We start from the raw sequence: 24,149 nt of genomic DNA, 5'->3' as shown, positions 1-24,149 counted from the left end.
GCAGGAAAGCTATTTGACGTGGCGCCGGGACACAAGCCCGCAGTTGCGGCACGGCCGCCTGACCAAGCGAAGCCACTCAGTACGTCGTGCGGCGCTCTTCGGAGGGCGGGCGGCCAAACTGCAGCCGATAGCTCTGGGCAAAGTAGGAATGCGACGTAAAGCCGGTCGCGATCGCCACGTCGAGGATCGGCATGTTGGTCTGGCGCAGCAATTCGCGCGCCCGCTCCAGCCGCAGGCGCATGTAGTAGCGCCCGGGCGTGACGTTGAGGTGGCGCAGAAACAGCCGCTCCACCTGGCGCACCGAAAGACCCGCCGACTTGGCGAGTTGCACCGCCGAAAGCGGTTCGTCGAGATGATCGGCCATCAGTTCGACGATGCGCCGCAGCTTCTCCGACTTGCCGGTCAGGTCGCGCTCGGGGCCGACGCGCTGGCGGTCGCCGGCCGAGCGGATGCGTTCGTGCTGGAACTGGTTGGCGACGCCGTTGGCGAGGTTGGAGCCGAAATCGCCACGCACGATCTCCAGCATCAGATCGATGGAGGTGGTGCCGCCGGCGCAGGTGTAGCGCTTGCGGTCGATCTCAAAGACGTTGCCTGTACAGTTGATGTCGGGAAAACGCTCGACGAAGCCGGCGCGGTTTTCCCAATGGATGGTGCAGCGATAGCCTTCGAGCTGGCCGGCCTCGGCCAGCAGGTAGGATCCGACCGAAAGCGCGCCAAGCGCGTTGCCGCGCCTGCCCCAGCTGCGCAACGCCGCCAGCACCTTGCTCTTGCCGGGAAATTCCGTGGTCAGGCCGACCGAGACGAAAAGGATGTCGACCGGCGGCAGGTCGGCGACGGCATAGTCGATCTTGAGCGGCAGGCCGTTGGAGGCCATGACCGGATCGCCATCGGCGGATACCGTCGTCCAGCCGTAGAAATCGCGGCCAAGCAGGCGATTCGCCGATCGGAACGTGTCAATCGCCGCAGCCAGCGAAAACATGGAAAACTTGTCGACCAGCAGGAAGGCAAACTGCCGGCCACCTTGAACGGGATCATTCGTGACCGGCCGTTCCGGGGAAATGGTAGGGTTCGGCAATGCTGCGGCTTTCAGGGTCAACCCGGGCTCAGAAGGAGGGCCGCTTCAGTCCGGCCGCAAGGTAGGCTGAAGCTAGCGTATTGGCCATCAGCATGGCAATGGTCATCGGACCGACACCGCCTGGCACCGGGGTGATGGCGCCGGCGGCCTTTGCCGCTTCGGCATAGGCGACATCGCCGACGAGACGCGACTTGCCCTCGCCCTTCTCGGGCGCGGGAATGCGGTTGATGCCGACATCGATGACAGTGGCGCCAGGCTTGACCCAGTCACCCCTGATCATTTCCGGCCGGCCGACGGCGGCGACAAGGATGTCGGCCGTGCGGGCAAGCGCCGGCAGGTCCTTGGTGCGGCTGTGGGCGATGGTGACGGTGCAGTTGGCGGCAAGCAGCAGATTGGCCATCGGCTTGCCGACGATGTTGGAGCGGCCGACGACCACGGCGTTGAGACCGGACAGATCCTTGCCGCGCACGCGCTCGATCAGAAGCATCGAGCCGGCGGGCGTGCAGGGAACGAAGGCGGTGTCGAGTTCACCGGTGCCGAGCTTGCCGACATTGATGAAATGGAAGCCGTCGACGTCCTTTTCCGGCGCGATGGCCTGGATGATCTTGCCGGCATCGATATGGGAAGGCAGCGGGAGCTGCACCAGGATGCCGTTGATAGCCGGATCGGCGTTGAGTTCCCCGATGGTCTCGAGCAGCGCCTTCTCCGAGATGTCGGCCGGCAGCGTGTGCTGGAGCGAATGGAACCCACATTCCTTGGCCGTGCGGGATTTCGAGGCGACGTAGACCTGGCTGGCCGGATCCTCGCCGACGATGACCACGGCCAGGCCAGGCTTGGCCTTGCCCATGGCGACCAGCTCGGCGATTAGCGCCTTGACCGTTCCCACCACGCCTTCGGCAACGCTCTTTCCGTCAATCACTTCGGCCATGAACCACCCTCACCTTCGTTCCGCCTGCCGCCTTCGGAAAACACCATTTAGCGGCGCCGGCGATCTGCAGCGCGGCATTGTCACGAAAATCCAGGCCCGCAATCCCGTCAAAGCGCCTTCCCATGCCGTTTACGCGAAACCGGCACGGTTTTGTTCGGCCTCGCCAACCTATCCGATGACTCAGAAGTAACGGCGACGGGTGCGGCTTTCCGTGAGTTCGCGAACCGCTTCGCGGAATTCGCGCAGGCTGGCGCGAATCTCATCGACCGACGATTGTTCGCCACCCTCCTCGGCTTGCGGGGGTTCCAGCGGCGGCTGCACCGGGTAGGCCGACGGTTGCGGCGTTGCAGGAGGCGGCGGTGGATACGGTATGTGCCCGGCATAGGGCGCCGCCATGGCCGGAGTGTAGGGGTAGTCTGCCGGCGATGGCGCCTGCCACGGCCGCATCCGCGGGTACCCCGCCTGCCGTGCATGGGGATAGAGCGGCGGAGCCCGATAGACCGATTGCAGCGGCAGCAGGGGTGACCGCGACGGCGGTCCCATCGACCTTGAATAAGTCGCATCGAAGCCTGGGGGCAACAACGGCCGCGGATAGTCCGACACCGCTGGCCGAGGCATGAAGACCGAATCCGGATTCGAGTGGCCGGAGGGCGTGGCGGCATCCGCCGCCCGAGCGTTTTCACCAAAGGCGGCTAACACGCTGGAAATTCCGTCGTCAGCCTCGTCGGATGCCTTTTGGGACAGGGCATTGCGCAGCCTAGCCATCAGCGCACGGATGGCGCCAAGGCCGACACCGGAGGCAAAACCCAAGAGCCGGCCTGCAAGCGCTTTCACGGCAGCTGACGGGGCTTTCACCTCGATCGGCGCAAGGGCCGTGGAGATCACATTCATGTTGGCGGTGTCGATGTCCTTCCGCTCGCCGGTTTCCTTGGCGCCCAGCAGGAACTGTTCATGGACGGTGCGCTCGGCGGCGGCCTCATGCTCCGGTTCGCGCATCGACACGAGGTCGTCGTGCTGTGCGGTCGCTGCCAGCTGTCCGTCCCCCCGAAGCCAATCTGTTTCGACGGTCGACAGTGTCGGGTCCGTCCCCGTCTCCCGCCGTAGACGGGCCAGGCGATGGCGCGTGGCGGCGTCTTCGCGCCATGCCGGATCCGCCCGATCCCCTATCGAGAGCAGGGACGCGTCCTCGCCGTCCTCACCGCGTATAGCCTGGCCGAGCGCCAACAACGAACGCTCGCGCCTCCAGTCTTCACGGTTTTCCCTGTCGACCATTTCCTGGAGCTTCACTCTTTGGCCACCTGGCAGCGGCGGTCGGCCACTCGTTAAGCCACGCTAAACAAGCATAGGAAACAAAACGTTAACTTCGGCAGGCCAGTGCATAAGCTTTTCATGACCTCAAGCGCTGGAATTGCAGCGCATTCGGATATGCCAATGAGCAATACCGCCCGCCTGCGACCGATCGCGATGCGCACGCCTTCGCATCGGTCCTGAGAGGGCTTCCCCGCCGATCCGCGAGCGTCTATGTCTTGGCCTTTCCACGGAGGCTCTCGATGACGATCAGGCTTGTTCTCGCCGGCTGCGGCAATATGGGTTACGCCATGCTCTCGGGCTGGCTGAAGTCCGGCAAGCTTGCACCTTCGACCGTTTTCGTGGTCGAGCCCAATGCCGACCTGCGCAATCGAGCCGCCGCACTCGGCTGCGGCACGGCGGCGGATGCCGGCGCCATTCCGGCCGATGCCGTGCCCGATCTCGTCGTCATCGCCGTGAAGCCGCAGGTGATCCGTGAGGTCACCGCCGCCTACAAGCGTTTCGGCGACGGCCGCACCACTTTCGTCAGCATCGCCGCCGGCACGCCGGTCGCCACCTTCGAGGAAATCCTGGGCAACCGTGCGCCGATCGCGCGTTGCATGCCCAACACGCCGGCTGCCATCGGCAAGGGCATGATGGTGGTGTTTTCCAATCCCCTGGTTTCCGACGATGCCAAGCGTTTCGTCGCCGACCTCTTGTCGGCCAGCGGCGAAGTGGCCACCATTGACGACGAGGGCTTGATGGATGCGGTGACCGCCGTGTCCGGATCGGGTCCGGCCTACATCTTCCATTTCATCGAGGCGCTCACGGTGGCCGCGGAGAAGGCGGGCCTGCCGGCGGCGACCGCCAGGCTGCTTGCCATGCAGACCGTCTATGGTGCCGCCTCGCTTGCCGCCGAAAGCCGGGAGGACCCTGGCGCCCTGCGCCAGCAAGTGACCAGCCCCAACGGCACGACGGCGGCCGCGCTTGGCGTGCTGATGGGCGAGGACCGGCTGACCAACCTGCTCACGCAGGCGGTCGAGGCGGCGCGGCTGCGATCGATCGAGCTGGGGAAATAGTTCCCCTAAGCGAGATCGGTATGCGAAAAGTCGTTGCCTTTGTAGAGCAAGACTGAGCCGTGGCTCTTTGCGCAAGCATACGAAAGGCAATCGGCGAGGTTGAGCTGCGCGGGATGCCCGCGTCCTTTTCCATAATTTGAAAATGCCCTGATCGCGCGTTTGGCATCGGCGGCGTCGATCGACACGATCTCGATTTCAGCCTCATGCAGAAGCGCCTCTATCGCCATTTCCGCGACCACCGGCTCGATGGCAAGCATCGTGGAAAGCCGCATCGACGCTTCGAGCACCACCAGCGCGGACGTAATCTTGCGAGGTGCAGCTGCGATCCGATCGCTCCACTCGCCGGCATCCCCTTCTCCCGAAAGAATTGCGACGATTACGGAGGTGTCGACGAACATCAGGGATGTCCCCACATGTCGTCGATCTCATCCTTGCTCACAGGTCGGCCGCCGTGGCCGGCTTTGGCTTTAAGGTCATCGGCGATGGCGGCCAGCCGTTTCGCCAGGGGAATGTGTCCGCTTTGCCGTTTCAATTCAGACTCAAGCGCTTCGATAACCGCTTCGGTCATCGAGATCTTGCGTTTGGCGGCAAGCCGCTGTGCCAGTTCACGTGCACGCGGGTCTCTGATCTGGAGGTTCATTGGTCGATCCTCGGCGATATTTGCCACTACAGTGTAGTGCATTTGTCATGACGGCGCCACAACGACCTATTTTCCGTAAAGCATCTCATCCTGCAGCCGGCGCAAGGCGGACAGCCTTGTCGTCTGGTCGGGCGCCGCATTGTCGGCGGTCAGCAAGTCGCCTTTCCTGACCGGCTTCAGCACCTTGCCGCCCTCAAGCAGGCCGACCGGTACGGCGCGCTGGGCGCGGGCTTCGCCGACGGTCATCGTCCAGGAGCGATAGCAGGTTTCGCCGATCGCATCGAAGGCCTCGCCGGCGGCGAGGTCGCGCTTGGCAACGGCGCAGACCTCGGCGACCGGCCGCGGCAACGGCACCATGTCCGGTTTGCCGAACAGCACGATGCGGGCCGCAGTCAGCGGCACTTCCAGCGACGTCAGGTGATATGGCCTGAACAGGCTGTAGTAGGGACCATGGCCGATATGAAGGTCGTCCATCCGCTCGACGATGCGCGGATGCGTCGCCTCGACGATGACGAAGACGCCAGGCGCCACGCCCTTGCCGATGGTGTAGTCGACGACGCCCTTTTTCAGCAACAGGCCGCCATCCGCGCGCGGGATGAGCACCTTGGCGAGATCGTCGCGTTCGGCCTTGGGGCCATGCATGCCGGGCACGTCTGGCACCAGCCCGGTGGCGTTGGCGATGGCGCACATCTCGACCATGGTCTTCGAGCCGTCGACGAACTCGACCAGCATGCGCGGGTTCATGTTGCGGCGGGTCGCTTCCTCGCGATAGTCGTCAGGCACGGCATCATGGTTGAGCGGGTTGTTCTTGCCCTTGCCGGCCGAGACGATGGTCAGGCCGAGTGCGGACGCGAATTCGATCAGTTCCATGCAACTGGACGGCTCGTCGCCGGCGCCGACAGAATAGACGACGCCAAGCCGGTCGGCCTGCTGCTTGAGGTAGCAGCCGATGGTGACGTCGGCCTCGACATTCATCATCACCAGATGCTTGCCATGCTCCATCGCCATCAGGTCGAAATCGGCGGCGACGCCCGGTTTTCCAGTGGCGTCGATAACGACGTCGATCAGTGGATTGGTGACCAGCATCTCATTGGAGGTGACGGCTATTTTTCCCGCCTCGATCGCCGCGGTGACTTTCGACGCGGTGTCCGCTTCGACCGCCATCGCTTCATCGCCATAGGCGATACGGATGGCGTCACGCGCGGTGTGCGGCCGGCGGGTGGAGACGGCGCAGACCGCAATGCCCGGCATCAGCATGCCTTGGGTGACAAGGTCGGTGCCCATTTCGCCCGAACCGATGACGCCGATGCGCACCGGACGGCCCTCGGCGGCACGGCTGGCGAGATCGCGGGCTAGCCCGGTCAAGGCGACATTGGTCATGCAGGGATGTCCACAGCTTCTTGATTTGGGGCCGGATTAGCAGGGACAGGTCCCCTGTGCCAACGAAACCGCTCGCGAGCGGCAATTCCCGGCGAAAGTGCTCCGGGAAAAACGCCTTCACTCTGGCCGATTGGCCCAAAGGCTTGGCAATTGACATTTTTGTGAACGATCGGAATGAAACATTCGTTTGCTAACAAAGGCAAATGTTCATCGATACTATGGATCGGAGTGTATTCGCCCAAGGTGATCAAGGGGCTCGCCTTCCTCACAGGCATCGGCAAGGACAAAGTGCTTGACGAAATCGAGGCGCAACTGCGCAAGTAGATCGCGGGCAACGCGGCCTTCAATGGCCTGGCTTCAGACCACCCTGACGTAGCTCGTCATGCCGGATTTCTGGTGCTCGATGATGTGGCAGTGCAGCAGCCAGTCGCCGGGATTGTCAGCGACGAAGCCCAGGCTCACCTTCTCGTTGGGCTGCATGAGGTAGGTGTCCGAAATCAGCGGCCGCACCGGTCGGGTTGAGGACGAAAGCACCTTGAAGCTCATGCCGTGCAGATGCATCGGATGCGATTGCGGCGTCAGGTTCTCCATGTCGATGATGTAACTTTTGCCAAGCTTCAGTTCGGCTAAGGGGGCGGTCGGATCGGGCGTGTCGCCCGACCATGGCACTTTGTTGATCGCCCAGAAACTGTAGCCGAGTGAACCGCATATGCTGTCGCTCGGGACGTTCTCCGCCGTGGCGCTGAGCGCCAGCGAAACATGCTGGGCCGAGCCGAGATCCGCTTCTTTCACCGGATTGATTTCCAGGGGTGCGAGATCGCGGCTGTCGCGTTTGAGGGAGGCTCCAACCGCGCGCAGCGTCGCCAGGGCTTTCGGCTTGGTGCCCCTGACGTCCCGCAAGCTCACAAGCGCACCCTCGTCGTCAGGCATGCGGACAGCGAGTTCCAGACGCTGACCCGGTCCAAGCAGCAGCGCATCGGGCGCGAAACGCTCCGGTACCGGGTTGCCGTCCAGTGCGATGACATAAGCTTCGGCGCCGTCGACGCGGAAGGCGTAGATTCTGGTGACATCGGTGATCGCCATCCGCAGCCGCACCAACCCGCCGGCCGGCGCGTCATATTGCGGCTGGTCGAGCCAGTTGGCGGTACGCACAGTGCCGTAGGTGCCAGTCCTCGCCGCATCGCGCGGCCGGAACTGGTCGCTGAATTGAGCATCGTCGCCAAGGCGCCAGTCACGCAGGTTGAGGACAAATTCGGCGTCGAATTGCGGATCGTTCGGGTTCTCGACCACGATCACGCCGGTCAGGCCGTGCCCCATCTGCTCCAGCGTGTTGCAATGCGGGTGGTACCAGAAGGTGCCGGCGTCGGGCGGCGTGAAGGCGTAGTCGAAATGATCGCCGGTGTAGACGTAGGGCTGGACCAGGAAGGGGACGCCATCCATCTTGTTCGGCAGGCGAATGCCGTGCCAGTGGATGGTCGTCGGATCGTCGATGGCGTTGACAAGGCGCGCGGCGAAGAGTTCGCCTTTTTTCATTCGCAGCACCGGAGGCATTCCCGCATTGCCATAAGTCAGCACATTGTTGGTCTGGCCGACATCCATGAGCTTTGCCTGGATTTTCGCCGTCCGCAGCATCACCGGCTCAGGCGCGGCCGCGGCCCAGCCGCCAATCCTGCCCATGGCGGCGAGCCCGGCTCCGCCCGCGCCGGCAACCGCGGCAGTTTTCAGAAGTGCGCGGCGTGTAAATACGGACATGTTGCGCTCCAACGGAAAACCGGTGCCGGTTTGCCAACGATACCGGTCGAGGCCGAAGTTTCTCGCGTGCCAGTGAACGGATGCGTTCTTGCTCTATCTGAAGCTGGCGACGGGCAGGAATTTCACCGCGGAGCCGGTGAAGCGGCGGTGATCGGATGTCTGTCCCCGTGGCCGGAATCCATCGAGATAGACCTTTTCCGGCGCCGTGCGGATGAAATTGGCGGCAATGATGGTCGCTGGTGTCGACCCGGCGCCCCCGGCAATGCCGCGACCTTTTTCACGCGGACGGGCGGTCGACGCCGCGGGCCCGACGACGGCGGTGGCTTCAGAGTCGAGGCGTGGCTGGACACGGTCGGCCTTGGGGCTGGTCCTGACACGACCTTCGAGTTTCGATGCAGGGGCAGCAATCCGCTGGCCGGCCAGCCGATCGAGACCGTCATCGACGTGACGCATGGCAAGCAAGGCGCCGATTGCATCGGCAGGTTTGCCCGCCTCCGGCCGACGCGTCAGCCTTGTCTGGCTTTCCGGTCGCCACGTCGGCAACGGAATGTCGAGCGCCACCATGTCCGGGCCGGCAATCGCGGGAGCGGCATCCGCCTTGCCCAAGGGAATCCTGGTGTCCGTCGCCGCCGATTCAGAACGCGCCGTGGATGCGCTGGTTGTGCCGAAAGGCACGGTTTGCGGGGTTTGAATGCTGGCAGTGAGCCCGGCGCGCGGTGCGAAAGCTGGCACCGGGACCGTGCCGGGGGCCATCGCCATGACGATCGCTTCAGGCGACTTCCCGTTCTGTCCAGCTGTCGCTTCTTCGGCCTGATCGGCGGAAGCGATCTGGATATCAGCGCGCTGGGCATCCTGCGGAGGCACGATGGCGATGCCCTGTTCGGTCTGTTTGGGTTCGACGGGCCTGGCCGGTTTGCGTGGCGCCGGCGCCGCTTCCGCGACATCGTCGGCATCGTCCGCGCCGCGTCCACCCAAAAGTGTCGCCAGCAGGCCGCGCGGCGGCCTGCGCTGGCCACCATCGGCGCTTGCCAGTTCGATGCTGGGCGTGCCGGCGGCCTTGCGTGACTTGTAGGCGGCAAATGCCTGTTCGTAGCCAGGCAGCGGCTTGCCGTCGCTGGGCACATGCAGCGTGTTGCCGTCCGGGAAGACCTTGGCAAGCTCCTGGCGGCTGATGCCCGGCCAATGCCGCACATTGCCGACGTCCAGGTGGATGAAGGGCGAACCGGAGGTCGGGTAATAGCCGACGCCGCCGCCCTGCATCTTGAGGCCGATGTCGCGCAGCTTCTTCAGCGGCACATCCGGCAGGAAGAAGTCCATGGCGCGGCCAACCATGTGCTGGCTTTCCCGGGCCACGCCCTTCGAGCGGCCGCGCAGCATGGCGTTGGTCGCCGGCGAACGATAGGCGCTGACAACATGGATATAGGCCGTCGAGCCGCTGGCCCGATAAGCCTGCCAGACGAGGTCGAGCAGGCGCGGATCCATCCGGGTCGGCTCGTTGCGGCGCCAGTCGCGCAGCATGAAATTGATCTTCTTCAATCCCGCCTGATCGTAACGCCCGTTGCGCTTGAAAACGATCTCGGCCTTCTCGCCCGTATGGAGATGCTGAATTCGCAGAGCGCGCGTTTCGGCAAAGGCATCGGTGATGCACATGCAGAAGAAAGCGACCATGAAGGCCGGCAACCGTGTCCAACGGTGGGAGGCGCCGTTCTGTTCGCTTTCGATCCCGTTCATGCCTTGCACATTGTTCCTGTTTCGGGGTTCCTGTTTCGGGCGATTTGACGTCTTCGCCGGGTGCGGAGCCTTTTTCGGAGCCTTCGGCCTGGCAAGCAGGCTTGACCAGGCCGACGGGTCATCCGTCCCACGACACGTCTGTCGATGAACAGCATCTTGGTTAACGAATCGTGATCGTGCCGAGGATGCCCGAAAGTGGCGGTCGCCGAAATGCGTTCGATCGGTCGCTTCAGCGGAACAGATATTTCGAGACTTCCGGATTGCCTCGCCGCCACATCACATTGTCCAGGAAGTAGTGGTGCACGTTGATGAATATCCAGGCGATGAAGAGGAAAAGCGATGAGCCGAACACTGCCTTGTCGTAAGGAATGAGGTCGGCCAGCGCCATCGGCACCAGCCAGAAACCGAGCGCCCCCAGAATTGCGCCCACGATGATGAACGCCAGCACGCGCAACCTGTATAGCGGCCCAAAAATGGACAGGCTCTTCAATGCCGGCTTCTCGACGGCATCGGCACGGTCGCGCTCGACATTGGTCTGATAGCGCCACACCACCGCCAGGTACTGCAAGGAATGCATCGCCGGCACGACGAGCAGCCAGAGCGGGTTCAACGTCACGAACAGGATCCAGGCATAGAGGGACACGACATAGGCAACGACGCCATTATACGGCAGCGCGCCACCATGCCTGCGCCAGCGATTGATGAACATCACGGCGGTAGCCGCCGAGGAGGCGGCGGCGACCGCCATGGCGATGGTGATGAGCCATGGCGGGACCGCGAAGGTGTAGTAGTTCAGGCCCCAGAACTGTCTTTCGGTGATCACCACATTGGTCTGCAGCCATGCGAACAGCCACACCGCATAGCCGTTGAACAGCAGCACCTTCTTGTCCTGATCGCTGAAGAATTTGCGCTTCAACACGGCGTCCACCATGAGCATGCCGTAGCCCTGCTTGACGTAGTGCCAGCCGACGAAAAAGCCCATCGCGTTGGTCGCATAGCCGAGCAGCCGGGTGTTCTCCGTCGCCGCGCCATAGGCGAAGAAGGCGACCATGGCCAACGGCACGACAATGCCGGCAACGATGTAACGGATCTGAAGATTGCGGCCGTAACTGTCGCCGCGCACCTTGCGGGCGAAATCGCGGTAGAAGATCTGATACGAATGACCGAAGTGCGGCTGATTTATAAGATGGGAAAGCAAGAACATCGTCAGCGTCAGCGCAGCTTCGTATCTGAGCGGCACGAAATACAGGACCGGCAGGATCAGAAGCGCGCTGCCGCCAAGCATGAAAAAGTCGATGAACGGCCCAAACAGATATTTTTGCGGCGCGGCCGCGACGGAAGCCGGGGCATCCGCCGAAAGGTGAAGTGCCATGGTCCCTTCCCCTGTGAGCGTTTATTTAGCCATCGACCCGGGCCCGCGACAAGTCGTTGGGGCGTGAAAACGACATGGATGGCCGGTGCGATGAGGGAGACGGGCATGTCGCGGCGCCAAACTGCGGTTGCGCGACACGCCGGGCGTGAAAGCAGGTAACTTCGAGATTCGGAGAAATCTGGTGCTGCGAGAGAGGATTGAAGTTCCCTCAGAGGCAACACCTCAGTATTGAAAATAAAAAGCTTTCAGGGCCAACGTATCCAGCCCCACAACAGCGGACCACAACATATGCAACTGTAGGGCCTCGTCCCCAAAAATTCATTCACAGTCGACCTTTCTCGCAATGTTAATGTGTCAGCCACCATCTAGCATCGCGGTCGGTGTCGTTCCTCATTTCGCCTTGGGGGTTTTGTCGGCGGTTTTCCGCGCCGTTCTTCGATGCCCGCGAACTTCTCAGGCCCGATGCTCGATATCAGTTCCTGAAGCTCGTCTTTCTCAGTGATAGCCCAACTTACGATCAGGCTGGCGAGACGAAACAGTGTCGCCACGGTCTTCGCGTCGTCCGAACCGTGGAGAATCCCGCCGTGAAGCGCCTCATTTCCCGTCAGCCGCACCACGTCCATTGCCACTGTGATGGCTTTAGGAATGCCCTGTTGTTCGAGTTCAACTATGGCATCCTCGAACTTCGGCTTGCCGCCGACTTTCTTGCAAAGCCCTTCAATGCACATTCGTAGCAACGCGGCAGCGGCCCTTGGACTTGCTTCAGCTATTGCAGCCGCTTCCTCGAAATCCTTTCTCACCTCTGGCGGCAAATCGGCCGGAACCTCATGGTTGGTCAACTGCGACGGATAAACCAACTGGCCTTCAAACCACAGACATTTGGCCGAGCATGCGCCGCATTTGGAAAGACCGAGATCGCTAATGCGCTCCTCGACTTGCGCAAATCCAGTGTTGGTCTTTCTAAAGTCCTTCAGATACGGACCAAACCAAGATTGCGTGGCAACCACGCCGCACCTCGGGCACCTAAACTTTGTCCTGTTGAAGGCGGGAAGGTATTCGGTTCGATGCCCCGGCTCGCGAAGACCGCTTGCCGCATCCTCTTGAACTAGCGGTACGGACGACGATGGAAGATTGGCCATTGGTGATTCTCGATTCCTGGCTACAAGTCTGCCCTCAGGTCGTGCAGTAGACAATCGCAAACATGTGTCTATCTCCAAGAGGCATTTGCTTTAGTATGCGGCTTCACCGAGGCCATTCCGATTGTCACATCCCAGTACGTCTGACTGCGTCCGATTTGGTTTAGAACGGGAGGGGTAATCATAGTGACGGCAACGAATCTCGCCTCGCGAATACTCAGGGTGGTCAGTCAGGAACTCGATGATTGCGACCGTGCACTAAAGAAGGAGGACATCCGCAAGGCGCGTCGTGAGCTTGACGATGCAATGACAAAGCTCAAGGCGATTGCGAGCGCGGTCCGCCGGCTGGGGGACTAGAAGGCAACTGCCACACCCCAAACCTACGCATCATTGCATATCCGGCACGTCGCGGTGGGCGATGAGCTTTGGGGATCCGAGTGCAGTTCGCCTTGGCGGCGGCATCAAGGTTGCAAGTACCCGCGGCTCGCTCCTCGCCCTACCAGACGGCGCGAGCACCAGGACGACGGCATCAAGCTTCTCCTGAAAGTACCCGTTGCCTCGCTGTCATGATCCCGCCTTGGCGGTGGCTACTGGCAGCACACTTTGCGAACGTAGGTGTTACCGAATGTTGCGTATGCGTCGTCGGGGATTGCTCCTCTTGCCTTCATCTCACTGACCAAGCTCTTCGCCATGGACTCATCGAAGGTGTTGGCGAGGGTGATCGCATACCACCCGTTGGTTGCAAGATAGGCGGAGAGTGGTATCGAAGAGGTTCGGACATAAGCCTCGGCCTCTGCGTAGTTGCTGAAGCTCTTGACCTGGATGTGCCGCCGTCCAAATGGGCCGCTATCGTACTGATCAACATGGACCCAGGTGTCGTGCATGTAGCCGATCTGGTTGCCAGCCTGGACTCGGTACCAGCGGCCGCTACTGCCCAGGACCACCACTGGGCTCCCATTCCGCAGCATGGCGACATTCGTGGACTTTCCCTCCGGCAACGCCTTGAGGGGTGCAGAGCCCTTAGGGTGCCCTACCCGGCCGGAATGAGCTTCAGGAATCACGAGCGAGGGATTGGCAGAGGGCGGCGGCGTTGAGGCCAAGGTCGGCGGCGTGGGCGGTGGCGGCGGCATCGGAGATGGTACCGCACTTGCCACAGTTGGTTGCCCCGAGTCGGGAGTGAGGGTGACAACCTTGTACTTCGCCATCTCGCTCATGGAGAGGTAGCGTATGTCGTTGCTGTCGTATTGCAGCGAAAAGTTGGAGCAGAGCCGGGTCCACGCCCATCTCGATCATGTAAGTAATAACGTCCGCCGTGATTTGCTGGACGGCGGACACCGCCTCTTGAGTGCTAAAGGGAACGTCACCCTGAAACGACGACTTGTGGACGCCAATGGAGCCGGCCTCGGCGAAGCGCATCACTCCGCCCAGAAACGCCAATGAGCAAGCGGATGCACACTCAGAGACCCTAAACTGCGCAGTTCCCAAACCCAGCCTTCGAATTAGCCGACCCAGCTCCATTGCCTTCTGAATGTTGCCGCCGGGAGAGCGAAATGTAACTGCCTTGGCAGTACTCGACAGCGCCAGTGCTTCAAAGACCGACAGGTCATCTTGATAGGCGAAATCGCCCGACACCAAAATGTAGTGGAGCCCGCCGTCAGTCTCTCCAGCCTGGAACTGCAAACCGGCGCGAGCAGACGAAGCACCTAGCAACGCCGATACGGTACACAACAGAATCAGGATTGAAAAAACGCGAAACATGGCCCCAAGCACTACCCCTAGCCGAAGTCTAGCGTTGCTGGCTGCAAGTTGTCGATTCCTTGTTGCGAAAATGACGAATTCAGCGTGATGTCTAATTGTCACGGGGGTACAAAATAGGATGGGAGAGGCCAAACGGCGGGAGACGTTCTCCGAGCGAATCCGAAGGGAACAACCCTTCTGCATCTTTTGTGGCGGCCACACTCCGAGCGAGACCGTGGAGCACTACCCTCCCCGCAGCATCTTCGACGGCAAGCATCGACCTCAAGGTATGGAGTTCGGGGCCTGTAGGGAGTGCAACGAGGCATCCCGCGAGGCAGACCTCGTGATCGCCACCTTCAGCCGGATGATGCCCGACGCGAAGACGGCAGCCGGGCGTGCAGAGGTAAAGAGGCTCATCAATTCAGCGCTTAGGATTCCGGGATTCGCCAGGGAAGTGTACCCCGAATGGAACCAACTTGGCGTCTTGAAGCGCTATCAGGATGTAGCGTCACGCCTTCCGAGTTGGAACTTCGTCCGGCTCGATGGCCCGATAGTCGCAAGGGCATTCACTATCTTCGCCTCGAAGCTGGCGCTTGCGTTACACGCGACCACGACTGGACGCATTCTTCCCGCAGAGGGGGCCATTGCGGTCCAATGGTACTCGAACCTTGCCGCCTACAGCGGGGAATTGCCCAAGGACTTCATCGTGTTGTGCGGCCCCAGCCGTACCCTTCGCCAGGGCAATTTCCAGGTGGGCGACCAGTTTCGGGTGGCCAGCGTGGTTCCCGACGAAAGCGGCTACATGTCGGGTCACTTTGCCAGCTTCAGGGATTCCTTTGGGGTCCTGATGTTCGCTACCGAACGGGCCGAGGAGCTTAAGAAGGGCTGGTCTGTTTCGCCGGGATTTCTAAAGCGCCCTCTCACGGTGGTTCCGGTGCAACAGCCCCGTAGCTAACTGGTGCGCCATCCGGACGGAGAAATCTGGTGCTGCGAGAGAGGATTGAACTCTCGACCTCTCCCTTACCAAGGGAGTGCTCTACCACTGAGCTACCGCAGCCGCCGATGGCGGGGCTTCTGCCATATCGAACCGGTAAGCGCAAGGCCAACAACAACGCTTCTGTGGAAGGCTTTGCCGGATAGCTTTTCAGGACATGGCGGCGCCACAATGTTGGCTATCCCTGAATGGCGGGTTGGCTGGTCGCCAACCGGGGCGGGATGATGAGCGGCAAGACAAATCCACCGAAGAACAGCGAAACTACCCGCAAGAACAGGCTCGCCGAGCAGTTGCGCGCCAATCTGCAGAAGCGCAAGGCGCAGTCGCGCTCGCGCCGCACAGGTGAGGCCGACCAGCGGCCCGACGGGCTCGGCGCGGCAAAGGACATGCAGAAAGATTAGCTCAACCGGTCGCTCTTGGGCCGGAGTGGACGAAATCCTATTTCTTGAACCAAACCGGCCGATGGTCTAGACGGGCCGACACTCAAACGATTGAAGCGGCCTTTTCTGGCCGAGAGGGACATTCTCCAATGGATCGCATCAGAATTGTCGGCGGCAACGAGCTTGCCGGAAGCATTCCGATCTCGGGCGCGAAAAACGCCGCCCTGCCGCTGATGATCGCTTCGCTTCTGACCGACGACACGCTGACGCTCGAAAACGTGCCGCATCTGGCCGATGTCGAGCAGCTGATCCGCATCCTGGGCAATCACGGCGTCGACTATTCGGTCAATGGCCGCCGTGAAAAGCAGAATGAGGGCTATTCGCGCACCATCAACTTTTCCGCCCGCAACATCGTCGATACCACCGCCCCTTACGAACTGGTGTCCAAGATGCGCGCCTCGTTCTGGGTGATCGGGCCGCTGCTGGCCCGGATGGGCGAGGCCAAGGTCTCGCTGCCCGGCGGCTGCGCCATCGGCACGCGTCCGGTCGACCTGTTCCTCGAAGGCCTGCAGGCGCTGGGCGCCGACATCGACGTCGACACCGGCTACGTCATCGCCAAGACCCGGAACGGCCGTCTCATCGGCAACCGGTACGTCTTCCCCAAGGTCTCGGTCGGTGCCACGCATGTGCTGATGATGGCGGCCTCGCTCGCCAAGGGCGAGACGGTGCTCGAAAACGCCGCCTGCGAGCCCGAGATCGTCAATCTCGCCGAATGCCTCAACGCCATGGGCGCCAGGATTTCCGGCGCCGGCACGCCCACCATCAGCATCGACGGCGTCGAAGCGCTGTCAGGCGCGCGCGTGCGCGTCATTCCCGACCGCATCGAGACCGGCACCTATGCCATGGCGGTGGCGATGACCGGCGGCGACGTCGTGCTGGAAGGCGCGCGTCCCGAGCTGCTGCAGACCGCGCTCGACGTGATTTCGCAGACAGGCGCGGAGATCACCCAGACCAATTCCGGCATCCGCGTGAAGCGCAATGGCGCCGGCATTTCGCCGGTCGACGTGACGACGGCGCCCTTCCCGGCTTTCCCGACAGACCTGCAGGCGCAGTTCATGGGCCTGATGACCATGGCCAAGGGCAAGTCGCGCATCACCGAGACGATCTTCGAAAACCGCTTCATGCACGTCCAGGAACTGGCAAGGCTCGGCGCCCACATCACGCTTTCGGGCCAGACGGCGATCGTCGACGGCGTGACGAAGCTGAAGGGCGCGCCTGTCATGGCGACCGATCTTCGCGCTTCCGTCTCGCTGGTCATCGCCGGACTGGCGGCCGAAGGCGAGACCACGGTCAACCGTGTCTACCATCTCGACCGCGGCTTCGAGCGGCTGGAAGAAAAGCTTTCCAATTGCGGCGCGGTGATCGAGCGTATTTCAGCCTAGCGACCCGCGGTTGCTAGGCGAAATCATCCGCGAAGCGTCCTTCTCCGTCATTGTACGGAGAGAACGTCCGGCAGGGCGACGATAGGCAGCGCAAACCTGCGGCAATTGCCTCCAGCACGACTCCTGTCGCGGTTGCACCGATCGGAAAGACCGCCTAACAGAAAGGCTGGTTGCCAACCTTCAGGTGTGAAATCCGCATGGCCCTAAAACTCATTGCGCTCGACGATCAGGATCTGAGCATCGTCTCGGCCCATCTCCAGGACGCGGTGATGAAGGTCTCGGACCTCGAATTCCTGCCCAAGGCCAAGCGTTTCGTGCTGACCATGAACCGTTTCGTGTGGGAGGCCAAGTCCGGCCTGTTCCGCCAGCACAATGAACGACGGCAGGCCGTGCTGCATTTCGACCGGGTGCTGGGCGCCAAGACCAACGGCATCGCCCGCGACAAGCCGGCCGAGATCCTCTCCCTGCTGGCGATCAGCTTCATCGAGATCAGCAAGCCGGCCGGCATCGTGGAACTGATCTTTTCGGGCGGCGGCACGATCATGCTCGATGTCGAGTGCATCGAGGCCCGCCTTGCCGATATCGGCGGCGCGTGGGAAGCCACGTCGCGCCCCGTCCACAGGGCTTGAGCACACGATGGCCATTACGCTTCGCCAGTCCGACGCCGATTTCGAGCAGCGTTTCGCCGCCTTTCTCACGACCAAGCGGGAAGTGTCCGCCGATGTCGATGCGGCGGTGCGCGAGATCATCGCGCGGGTGCGCGCCGAGGGCGACGCGGCGCTGATCGACTATTCCAGGCGATTCGACCGTGCCGACCTCGAAAGCATCGGCATTGCCGTCTCGAAGGACGAAATCGCCAGCGCCTATGATGGCGCCGATGCGCCGACCATCGAGGCGCTGAAATTCGCGCGCGACCGCATTCGCGCCTACCATGAGCGGCAGCTTCCGAAGGACAATCGTTATACGGATGCCGCGGGGGTCGAACTCGGTTGGCGCTGGACGGCGATCGAAGCCGTCGGGCTCTACGTACCGGGCGGCACGGCAAGCTATCCGAGCTCGGTGTTGATGAATGCCATACCGGCCGTGGTTGCCGGCGTCGAACGCATCGCCATTTGCGTGCCCGCCTCTGGCGGCGCCATACCGCCATTGGTGCTGGTGGCCGCCGACATAGCCGGCGTGTCCGAAATCTACCGTGTCGGCGGTGCGCAGGCGATCGCCGCCTTTGCCTATGGCACCGCGACGATAAAGCCGGTCGCCAAGATCGTCGGTCCTGGCAATGCCTATGTCGCCGCGGCCAAGCGGCAGGTGTTCGGCACGGTCGGCATCGACATGATCGCCGGCCCTTCCGAAGTGCTCGTCGTGGCGGACGGCGACAACGATCCGGACTGGATCGCCGCCGACCTGCTGGCCCAGGCCGAACATGACGTGTCGGCGCAGTCGATCCTGATCACCGACGATCCGGCATTCGGCAAAGCCGTCGAACGGGCGGTCGAGCGCCAGTTGCAGAGCCTGCCGCGTGGCGAGACGGCGGCGCGGAGCTGGCGCGATTTCGGCGCCGTCATTCTTGTTCCGACGATCGAAGCATCGCTGCCGCTGGTCGACCGCATCGCGGCCGAGCATGTCGAACTGGCCATCGACGATGCCGAGGGCTTCCTCGCGAAAATGCGCAATGCCGGTGCCGTCTTTCTCGGCCGCCACACGCCGGAAGCCATCGGCGACTATGTCGGCGGCTCCAACCATGTGCTGCCTACGGCGCGCTCGGCGCGCTTCTCGTCGGGCCTGTCGGTCCTCGATTTCGTCAAGCGAACCTCGATCCTCAAGCTCGGACCGGAGCAGTTGCGGATGCTGGCGCCAGCAGCCATTACGCTGGCCCGGGCAGAAGGGCTCGACGCGCATGGCCGCTCCGTCACGATCCGGCTGAACATGTAGGCCGATATGACGGGCTCCGATCAAACCCGCGCAAAACTGATCGATGTCGAACTCGATGAATCGATCGGCCGTTCGACGCCCGACGTCGAGCATGAGCGGGCGGTGGCGATCTTCGACCTGATCGAGGAAAACCGTTTTCAGCCCGTCAACGACAGCGGCACGGGTCCTTATCGGCTGAAGCTGTCGCTGGCCGAATCCCGTCTGGTCTTTGCCGTGGCGCGCGAGGACGGCGACGCCGTCGTCACCCACATCCTGTCGCTGACGCCGCTCAGGCGCATCGTCAAGGATTACTACATGATCTGCGAGAGCTACTACGACGCCATCCGCTCCTCGACGCCGAGCCATATCGAGGCGATCGACATGGGCCGCCGCGGCCTGCACAATGAGGGCTCGCAGACCCTGATGGATCGGCTGTCCGGCAAGATCGACATCGACTTCGACACCGCGCGACGGCTGTTCACGCTGGTCTGCGTGCTGCACTGGCGGGGCTGATCCTGGTTTCCGGCGCCCTGCCCCGCTCGATCCTCTTCCTGTGCGGCATGAATGCCGTGCGCTCGCCAATGGCCGAGCAACTGGCGCGCCGGATGCTGCCCGCCACCATTTTCGTCGCCTCGGCCGGCGTGCGCGCCGGCGAGCGCGACCCGTTCGTCGATGCCGTGCTCACCGAGGACGGCTTGACGCTGGGCGAACGTCATCCACGGACGCTGGACGATCTCGAGGACGACTATTTCGACCTGATCGTGACACTGGCGCCGGAGGCGCACCATGCCGCGCTCGAACTCACCCGCTCTCTCGCCGTCGAGGTGGAATACTGGCCGACGGCGGACCCGACCGGCGCCGGCGGCACGCGCGAACAGATCATGGCCAGCTATCGCGACGTGCGCGAGCGGCTGAAGTCGCGCATAAGCCGGCGTTTCTTGCTTCCAGAAGCAAAAAAAGCAACGGATTAAGCGTGTTCACAAGCGAACGATTATCATATAGGTTCCGCCGAAATTCCGGCTGGAGTCGGGTGATTTCAGATCCGTTCGACCTGAAATCTGAATCCGCCTCCAGGTCAAAGAAGCAGAGCACGATGTCGTCCGAAAACCGCTTCACACTTTTCGGCATCATGATCTAGGCGCCGGAAACCGCCATCCAAGCAAAGGTATCGAATGCCGAAGGAAGAAGTCCTCGAGTTTCCGGGTATCGTCACGGAATTGTTGCCCAACGCGATGTTCAGGGTGAAGCTCGAAAACGAACACGAGATCATCGCCCATACGGCCGGCCGCATGCGCAAGAACCGCATCCGCGTGCTGACCGGCGACAAGGTTCTGGTCGAGATGACGCCATACGACCTGACCAAGGGCCGCATCACCTACCGCTTCAAGTAAGATCAAGCCCGGCCGGTAAAGCAATGAGCATTTTGCAAAAGCTGGTGCTTGCCTCGGGTTCGCCGCGCCGTATCGAACTCTTGCAGCAGGCCGGCATAGAACCCGACCGCGTCCTGCCAGCCGACGTCGACGAAACGCCGCTGCGTGCCGAGCATCCGCGCTCGCTGGCCAAACGCCTGTCGAAGGAAAAGGCCGAGAAGGCGTTCGCGTCGCTGAAGACCGAGACGGATCATGCGCCGAGCTTCGTGCTGGCCGCCGACACGGTGGTCGCCGTCGGGCGGCGCATCCTGCCCAAGGCCGAGACGCTCGACGATGCCGCCAACTGCCTCGGGCTCTTGTCCGGACGTTCGCACCGGGTCTATTCCGGCATATGCCTGATCACGCCGGGCGGCAAACTGCGCCAGCGGCTCGTCGAGACCCGGGTGCGCTTCAAGCGGCTGCCGCGCGCGGAGATCGACGCCTATGTCGCCTCGGGCGAGTGGCGCGGCAAGGCCGGAGGCTATGCCGTGCAAGGGTTGGCCGGCGCCTTCGTCGTCAAGCTCGTCGGCTCCTACACCAACATCGTCGGCTTGCCGCTCTATGAGACGGTGGCGCTGCTGTCGGGCGAAGGTTTCAAGACCCATCAAAACTGGTCGTCCACGCGACCATGAGCGTGGACGACAAAGTCACGCCGCTACGGCCGAAGCGCCCTTGCCCTGAATGCGGCAAGCCCTCAGCGCGCGAGACCTATCCGTTCTGCTCGACGCGCTGCAAGGACATCGACCTCAATCGCTGGCTGAAGGGCGCCTATGTCATCTCCGCCCGCGACGACGAGGAAGAACCGGACGCCGACGAGCCGAAATGAGACGAGCGCCGCCGGTCAGGCGGCCTCGTTCTTGCGTTTCACGCGCGCCCAGGCAGGCAGCCAGTCGCCGTGAGCGGCCAGGAGATCATCGACCAGTGACCAGATCTGGTCGAGGTCGAGTTCGGCCGCCGTGTGCGGATCCATCATCGCCGCGTGGTAGATGTGTTCGCGGTTTTCGCTCATCAGCGCCCGCACCGTCAGTTCCTGCACGTTGATGTTGGTGCGGATCAGCGCCGTCAGCTGCGGCGGCAGGTCCCCGATATAGGTCGGCTGGATGCCGGACGCATCGACGAGGCACGGCACTTCGGCGGCGCAATCGCGGGGCAGCGAGGTGATGCAGCCATTGTTGCGGACATTGCCGTAGATGACCGACGGCTCGCCGGTCCAGACCGAATTCATGATCGAGGACGCATACTCCCTGGACTCCTCGACCTCGATGCGTTGGGCCGACCGGTAGGCCTGCGCCTGGTCCTTCCAGCGCTCGATCTGCTCGACGCAGCGCTTGGGATATTCGTCGAGCGGAATGCCGTATTTCTCGATCAGGTCGGGGCGGCCGTCCTTGATGAAATAGGGGGTGTATTCGGCGAAATGCTCCGAGCTTTCGGTGACGAAATAGCCGAGCCGGGTCAGCATCTCGTAGCGCACCTTGTTGGGGCAGCGCGGGTTCCAGCCAGGCTTGGGCGCGCGGCCCTCTCGATAGGCGCGCACGAGGTCCGGGTAGAGGTCACGATAGGAACCATCCGGCTGGCGATGCTCGAATTTCAGGTAGAAAGCCATGTGGTTGATACCAGCCGAGCGGTAACGAATCTCGTCGTAGGGAAGGTCGAGGTCGTGCGCCAGTTCCATCGCCGTGCCTTGCACCGAGTGGCACAGACCGACCTGCCTGATCTCGGGAAATTTCTCTGATATCGCCCAGGTGTTGATCGCCATCGGGTTGACGTATTGCAGCATGATCGCCTGCGGGCAGACGGCAAGCATGTCCTCGCAGACCTTCCAAAGATGCGGCACGGTCCTCAGGCCCCGCATGATGCCGCCGACGCCGAGCGTGTCAGCGATCGTCTGGCGCAGGCCGTAAGTCTTCGGCACCTCGAAATCCGTGACCGTGCAGGGTTCATAGCCGCCGATCTGGAAGGCGACGACGACGAAGTCGGCGCCGGCGAGCGCCTTGCGCTGGTCGGAATAGGTCTCGGCCCTCGCCCTCACGCCGAGCGTGGCGATCAGCTTGTTGACCACGACGGCGCTTTCCTCCAGCCGCTGCGGATTGATATCCATCAGCGCGATCGTGGCGCCCGAAAGCGCCGGGCGCCGCAGCACGTCGCCGACGATATTCTTCATGAACACCGTCGATCCGGCGCCGATGAAAGTGATCCTGGGATGTCTTGCCACGCTAACCTCCGGCATGTGTTCAGGCCACGTCGAAAGCGGCCCTGACGAGCCGTTCGGTGTAGGCGGTCTTGGGATTGGTAAGGACGTCGTCGACCGGTCCCTGCTCGACGATCTTGCCGTGCTGCATGACGATGACGCGGTGGCACAGGGCGCGCACCACTTTCAGGTCGTGCGAAATGAAGAGGTAGCTCAAGCCGCGCTCATCCTGCAGCTTGCGCAGCAGATCGATGATCTGCGCCTGCACCGACAGGTCGAGCGCCGACGTCGGCTCGTCGAGCAGGATGAACTCGGGTTCGAGCGCGATGGCGCGGGCAATCGCGATGCGCTGCCGCTGGCCGCCGGAGAATTCGTGCGGGAACCGCGACAGGATATCGCCAGGCATGCCGGCGCTGACCAGCGCCTCGCGCACCCGCTCGACCCGCTCGCGCCGCGTCGCGCCGATGCTGTTGACGACCAACCCTTCCTCGATGATCTGGCCGATCGTCATGCGCGGATTGAGCGAGGAGAACGGATCCTGGAAAACGATCTGCATGCGCGACCGCAGCGGCCGCATCTGCGCCCGCGACAGGCTCTGGATCGGCTGGCCATCGAAACGGATCTCGCCGCGCTTGGCATCGGTCAATCTCAGCAGCGCCTGGCCGAAGGTGGTCTTGCCGGACCCGGACTCTCCGACCAACCCCAGCGTTTCGTGGCGGCAAAGCTTGAGGCCGAGATCGTCGACGGCAACCAGTTCGCGCCAGTCCGGTTTGAGGAACGTGCCGTGGCGCAGCATGAAGCAGACGCGCACGCCGTTCGCTTCGAGGATGGTGCCGGAGCCCTCCGGTAGCGGTTGCGGTCGACCGCGTGGCGCGGAGCCGAGCAATCGCTGGGTGTACGGATGCCGCGGATCGGTGAAGAGCCGTTCGGTGACGTTGTGTTCGCGCATTTCGCCATGCTGCATGACATAGACATAATCGGAGAACTTGCGCACCACGGTGAGATCGTGGGTGATCAGGATCACCGCCATCCGCAGTTCTTTCTGCAGGTTACGGATCAGGTTGAGTATCTGCGCCTGGACCGTGACGTCGAGCGCGGTGGTCGGCTCATCGGCGATCAGTACGTCGGGATTGTTGGCGAGCGCCATGGCGATCATCACGCGCTGCCGCTGTCCGCCCGAGAGCTGGTGCGGATATTGCTTGAGCCGCGCTTCGGGTTCAGGAATCTGCACATGCCGCAGCAGCTCGAGTGCCCGCGCCCAGGCTTGCTTGCGGCTCACCTGGCGATGCACCCTGATAGCCTCGACGATCTGGCTGCCGACCGTATAGATCGGATTGAGCGAGCTCATCGGCTCCTGGAAGATCATCGAGATGCGGTTGCCGCGCAGTTTGCGCCGGGCGCGTTCGGGAAACTTCAGGATGTCCTGCCCGTCATATTCCACGCTCGACCTGGGCGACACGGTGGCGCGCCGCGACAACAGACCCATGACGGTGCGTGCCGTCACCGACTTGCCGGAACCGGATTCGCCGACGATGGCGATCGTCTCGCCGCGATAGAGCTGGAACGAGATGTCCTTGACGGCTTCGACGGTGCCATGCACGACCTTGAAGGCAACCTCGATGTTGCGGGCATCGATGACGGGCTGGCCCTAGCGTGCGTCATGGTCGTGCCGGACGACCGGGGCGAAGGATTCGGCGAGCGCGACGGTCAT

General features: G+C 62.6%; 25 protein-coding genes, 1 tRNA gene and 2 pseudogenes. 13 read left to right on the top strand and 15 right to left on the bottom strand.

Features of this window, described 5'->3' with window-relative positions; all coding sequences use genetic code 11:
• Positions 1-76 precede the first annotated feature (76 nt).
• From LB556_RS14255 to LB556_RS14245, 3 genes are all read right to left on the bottom strand, one after another.
• Complete coding sequence (locus tag LB556_RS14255; protein ID WP_032922464.1) at positions 77-1,075, bottom strand: GlxA family transcriptional regulator; 999 nt, start codon at positions 1,073-1,075, stop codon at positions 77-79.
• A 28-nt stretch (positions 1,076-1,103) separates the two neighbouring features.
• The gene (folD, locus tag LB556_RS14250; protein WP_224567990.1) at positions 1,104-2,003 is read right to left on the bottom strand and encodes a bifunctional methylenetetrahydrofolate dehydrogenase/methenyltetrahydrofolate cyclohydrolase FolD; all 900 of its coding nucleotides are present in this window, start codon (positions 2,001-2,003) and stop codon (positions 1,104-1,106) included.
• A gap of 180 nt (positions 2,004-2,183) precedes the next feature.
• On the bottom strand, positions 2,184-3,275 hold the full coding sequence (locus LB556_RS14245; RefSeq protein WP_411908593.1) for a hypothetical protein: 1,092 nt from the start codon (positions 3,273-3,275) through the stop codon (positions 2,184-2,186).
• Positions 3,276-3,553: 278 nt separating this feature from the next.
• On the opposite strand from LB556_RS14245, the gene proC reads away from it, so the two are divergent.
• Positions 3,554-4,369, top strand: a complete 816-nt coding sequence (proC, locus tag LB556_RS14240; protein WP_224567986.1) for a pyrroline-5-carboxylate reductase — start codon at positions 3,554-3,556, stop codon at positions 4,367-4,369.
• A 5-nt stretch (positions 4,370-4,374) separates the two neighbouring features.
• Here the strand turns inward: proC and LB556_RS14235 are convergent, their stop codons facing one another.
• From LB556_RS14235 to LB556_RS14225, 3 genes are all read right to left on the bottom strand, one after another.
• A complete protein-coding gene (locus LB556_RS14235; protein WP_224567984.1) occupies positions 4,375-4,767 on the bottom strand; it encodes a type II toxin-antitoxin system VapC family toxin in 393 nt (130 codons plus the stop codon).
• Complete coding sequence (locus LB556_RS14230) at positions 4,767-5,009, bottom strand: type II toxin-antitoxin system VapB family antitoxin (protein ID WP_224567983.1); 243 nt, start codon at positions 5,007-5,009, stop codon at positions 4,767-4,769. The genes LB556_RS14235 and LB556_RS14230 overlap by 1 nt, the downstream gene beginning before the upstream one ends.
• A 66-nt stretch (positions 5,010-5,075) precedes the next feature.
• Positions 5,076-6,389 (bottom strand): NAD(P)H-dependent oxidoreductase, encoded by a 1,314-nt coding sequence (locus LB556_RS14225; RefSeq protein WP_224567981.1) that lies wholly within the window; start codon positions 6,387-6,389, stop codon positions 5,076-5,078.
• 243 nt (positions 6,390-6,632) lie between these two features.
• Between LB556_RS14225 and LB556_RS31855 the strand changes: the two are divergent.
• A pseudogene (locus tag LB556_RS31855) lies at positions 6,633-6,713 on the top strand (PTS galactitol transporter subunit IIB); the annotation flags it as partial.
• 33 nt (positions 6,714-6,746) lie between these two features.
• Here LB556_RS31855 and LB556_RS14220 read toward each other — a convergent pair.
• The 4 genes from LB556_RS14220 to LB556_RS14205 form a co-directional block, all read right to left on the bottom strand.
• Positions 6,747-8,141 (bottom strand): multicopper oxidase family protein, encoded by a 1,395-nt coding sequence (locus LB556_RS14220; RefSeq protein WP_224567979.1) that lies wholly within the window; start codon positions 8,139-8,141, stop codon positions 6,747-6,749.
• 93 nt (positions 8,142-8,234) lie between these two features.
• The gene (locus LB556_RS14215; protein ID WP_224567977.1) at positions 8,235-9,872 is read right to left on the bottom strand and encodes a DUF882 domain-containing protein; all 1,638 of its coding nucleotides are present in this window, start codon (positions 9,870-9,872) and stop codon (positions 8,235-8,237) included.
• A gap of 229 nt (positions 9,873-10,101) precedes the next feature.
• Complete coding sequence (locus tag LB556_RS14210; RefSeq protein ID WP_224567976.1) at positions 10,102-11,244, bottom strand: hypothetical protein; 1,143 nt, start codon at positions 11,242-11,244, stop codon at positions 10,102-10,104.
• Between the two features lie 365 nt (positions 11,245-11,609).
• Complete coding sequence (locus LB556_RS14205) at positions 11,610-12,383, bottom strand: DUF4145 domain-containing protein (RefSeq protein ID WP_224567975.1); 774 nt, start codon at positions 12,381-12,383, stop codon at positions 11,610-11,612.
• A 183-nt stretch (positions 12,384-12,566) separates the two neighbouring features.
• On the opposite strand from LB556_RS14205, the gene LB556_RS14200 reads away from it, so the two are divergent.
• The gene (locus tag LB556_RS14200; RefSeq protein WP_224567974.1) at positions 12,567-12,737 is read left to right on the top strand and encodes a hypothetical protein; all 171 of its coding nucleotides are present in this window, start codon (positions 12,567-12,569) and stop codon (positions 12,735-12,737) included.
• Between the two features lie 230 nt (positions 12,738-12,967).
• Here LB556_RS14200 and LB556_RS14195 read toward each other — a convergent pair whose 3' ends face one another.
• On the bottom strand, positions 12,968-13,324 hold the full coding sequence (locus LB556_RS14195) for a hypothetical protein (protein ID WP_224567973.1): 357 nt from the start codon (positions 13,322-13,324) through the stop codon (positions 12,968-12,970).
• A gap of 106 nt (positions 13,325-13,430) precedes the next feature.
• Complete coding sequence (locus LB556_RS14190; protein ID WP_224567972.1) at positions 13,431-14,138, bottom strand: hypothetical protein; 708 nt, start codon at positions 14,136-14,138, stop codon at positions 13,431-13,433.
• 322 nt (positions 14,139-14,460) lie between these two features.
• Here LB556_RS14190 and LB556_RS14185 point away from each other — a divergent pair, with 322 nt between their 5' ends.
• A complete protein-coding gene (locus LB556_RS14185) occupies positions 14,461-15,072 on the top strand; it encodes a hypothetical protein (RefSeq protein ID WP_224567971.1) in 612 nt (203 codons plus the stop codon).
• Between the two features lie 27 nt (positions 15,073-15,099).
• Here the strand turns inward: LB556_RS14185 and LB556_RS14180 are convergent.
• Positions 15,100-15,174: transfer RNA gene (locus tag LB556_RS14180), tRNA-Thr, on the bottom strand.
• 125 nt (positions 15,175-15,299) lie between these two features.
• On the opposite strand from LB556_RS14180, the gene LB556_RS14175 reads away from it, so the two are divergent.
• From LB556_RS14175 to yacG, 9 genes are all read left to right on the top strand, one after another.
• On the top strand, positions 15,300-15,512 hold the full coding sequence (locus LB556_RS14175; RefSeq protein WP_224568122.1) for a hypothetical protein: 213 nt from the start codon (positions 15,300-15,302) through the stop codon (positions 15,510-15,512).
• 128 nt (positions 15,513-15,640) lie between these two features.
• Complete coding sequence (gene murA / locus LB556_RS14170) at positions 15,641-16,933, top strand: UDP-N-acetylglucosamine 1-carboxyvinyltransferase (protein ID WP_224567970.1); 1,293 nt, start codon at positions 15,641-15,643, stop codon at positions 16,931-16,933.
• A 197-nt stretch (positions 16,934-17,130) separates the two neighbouring features.
• Entirely contained in the window at positions 17,131-17,562 is a 432-nt protein-coding gene (locus LB556_RS14165) for a DUF2948 family protein (protein ID WP_149904320.1), read from the top strand.
• A gap of 7 nt (positions 17,563-17,569) precedes the next feature.
• Complete coding sequence (hisD, locus tag LB556_RS14160) at positions 17,570-18,862, top strand: histidinol dehydrogenase (protein WP_224567969.1); 1,293 nt, start codon at positions 17,570-17,572, stop codon at positions 18,860-18,862.
• 6 nt (positions 18,863-18,868) lie between these two features.
• A complete protein-coding gene (locus LB556_RS14155; protein ID WP_224567968.1) occupies positions 18,869-19,354 on the top strand; it encodes a UPF0262 family protein in 486 nt (161 codons plus the stop codon).
• Positions 19,342-19,812 carry a low molecular weight phosphatase family protein gene (locus tag LB556_RS14150; protein WP_224568120.1) on the top strand — a complete coding sequence of 157 codons (471 nt, stop codon included), beginning with the start codon at positions 19,342-19,344 and terminating at the stop codon, positions 19,810-19,812. Before LB556_RS14155 ends, LB556_RS14150 begins: the two co-directional genes overlap by 13 nt.
• Before the next feature lie 201 nt (positions 19,813-20,013).
• Positions 20,014-20,232, top strand: coding sequence for a translation initiation factor IF-1 (gene infA, locus LB556_RS14145; protein WP_006329283.1), 219 nt, complete (start codon positions 20,014-20,016; stop codon positions 20,230-20,232).
• 23 nt (positions 20,233-20,255) lie between these two features.
• Positions 20,256-20,882, top strand: coding sequence for a Maf-like protein (locus tag LB556_RS14140; RefSeq protein WP_224567967.1), 627 nt, complete (start codon positions 20,256-20,258; stop codon positions 20,880-20,882).
• Positions 20,879-21,076, top strand: coding sequence for a DNA gyrase inhibitor YacG (gene yacG, locus LB556_RS14135; protein ID WP_224567966.1), 198 nt, complete (start codon positions 20,879-20,881; stop codon positions 21,074-21,076). The genes LB556_RS14140 and yacG overlap by 4 nt, the downstream gene beginning before the upstream one ends.
• Positions 21,077-21,091: 15 nt before the next feature.
• Here yacG and LB556_RS14130 read toward each other — a convergent pair whose 3' ends face one another.
• Together LB556_RS14130 and LB556_RS14125 are read right to left on the bottom strand one after the other, a co-directional pair.
• A complete protein-coding gene (locus LB556_RS14130) occupies positions 21,092-22,462 on the bottom strand; it encodes an alpha-glucosidase/alpha-galactosidase (protein ID WP_224567965.1) in 1,371 nt (456 codons plus the stop codon).
• A gap of 19 nt (positions 22,463-22,481) precedes the next feature.
• Positions 22,482-24,149 (bottom strand): annotated as a pseudogene (locus LB556_RS14125) (ABC transporter ATP-binding protein).

Origin of the sequence: Mesorhizobium sp. ES1-4, from assembly GCF_020164745.1 — a bacterium.
Taxonomy (GTDB): Bacteria; Pseudomonadota; Alphaproteobacteria; order Rhizobiales; family Rhizobiaceae; genus Mesorhizobium.
The sequence above is the reverse complement of the archived record's forward strand: the minus strand, read 5'-3'. Positions and strand labels throughout refer to the sequence as shown.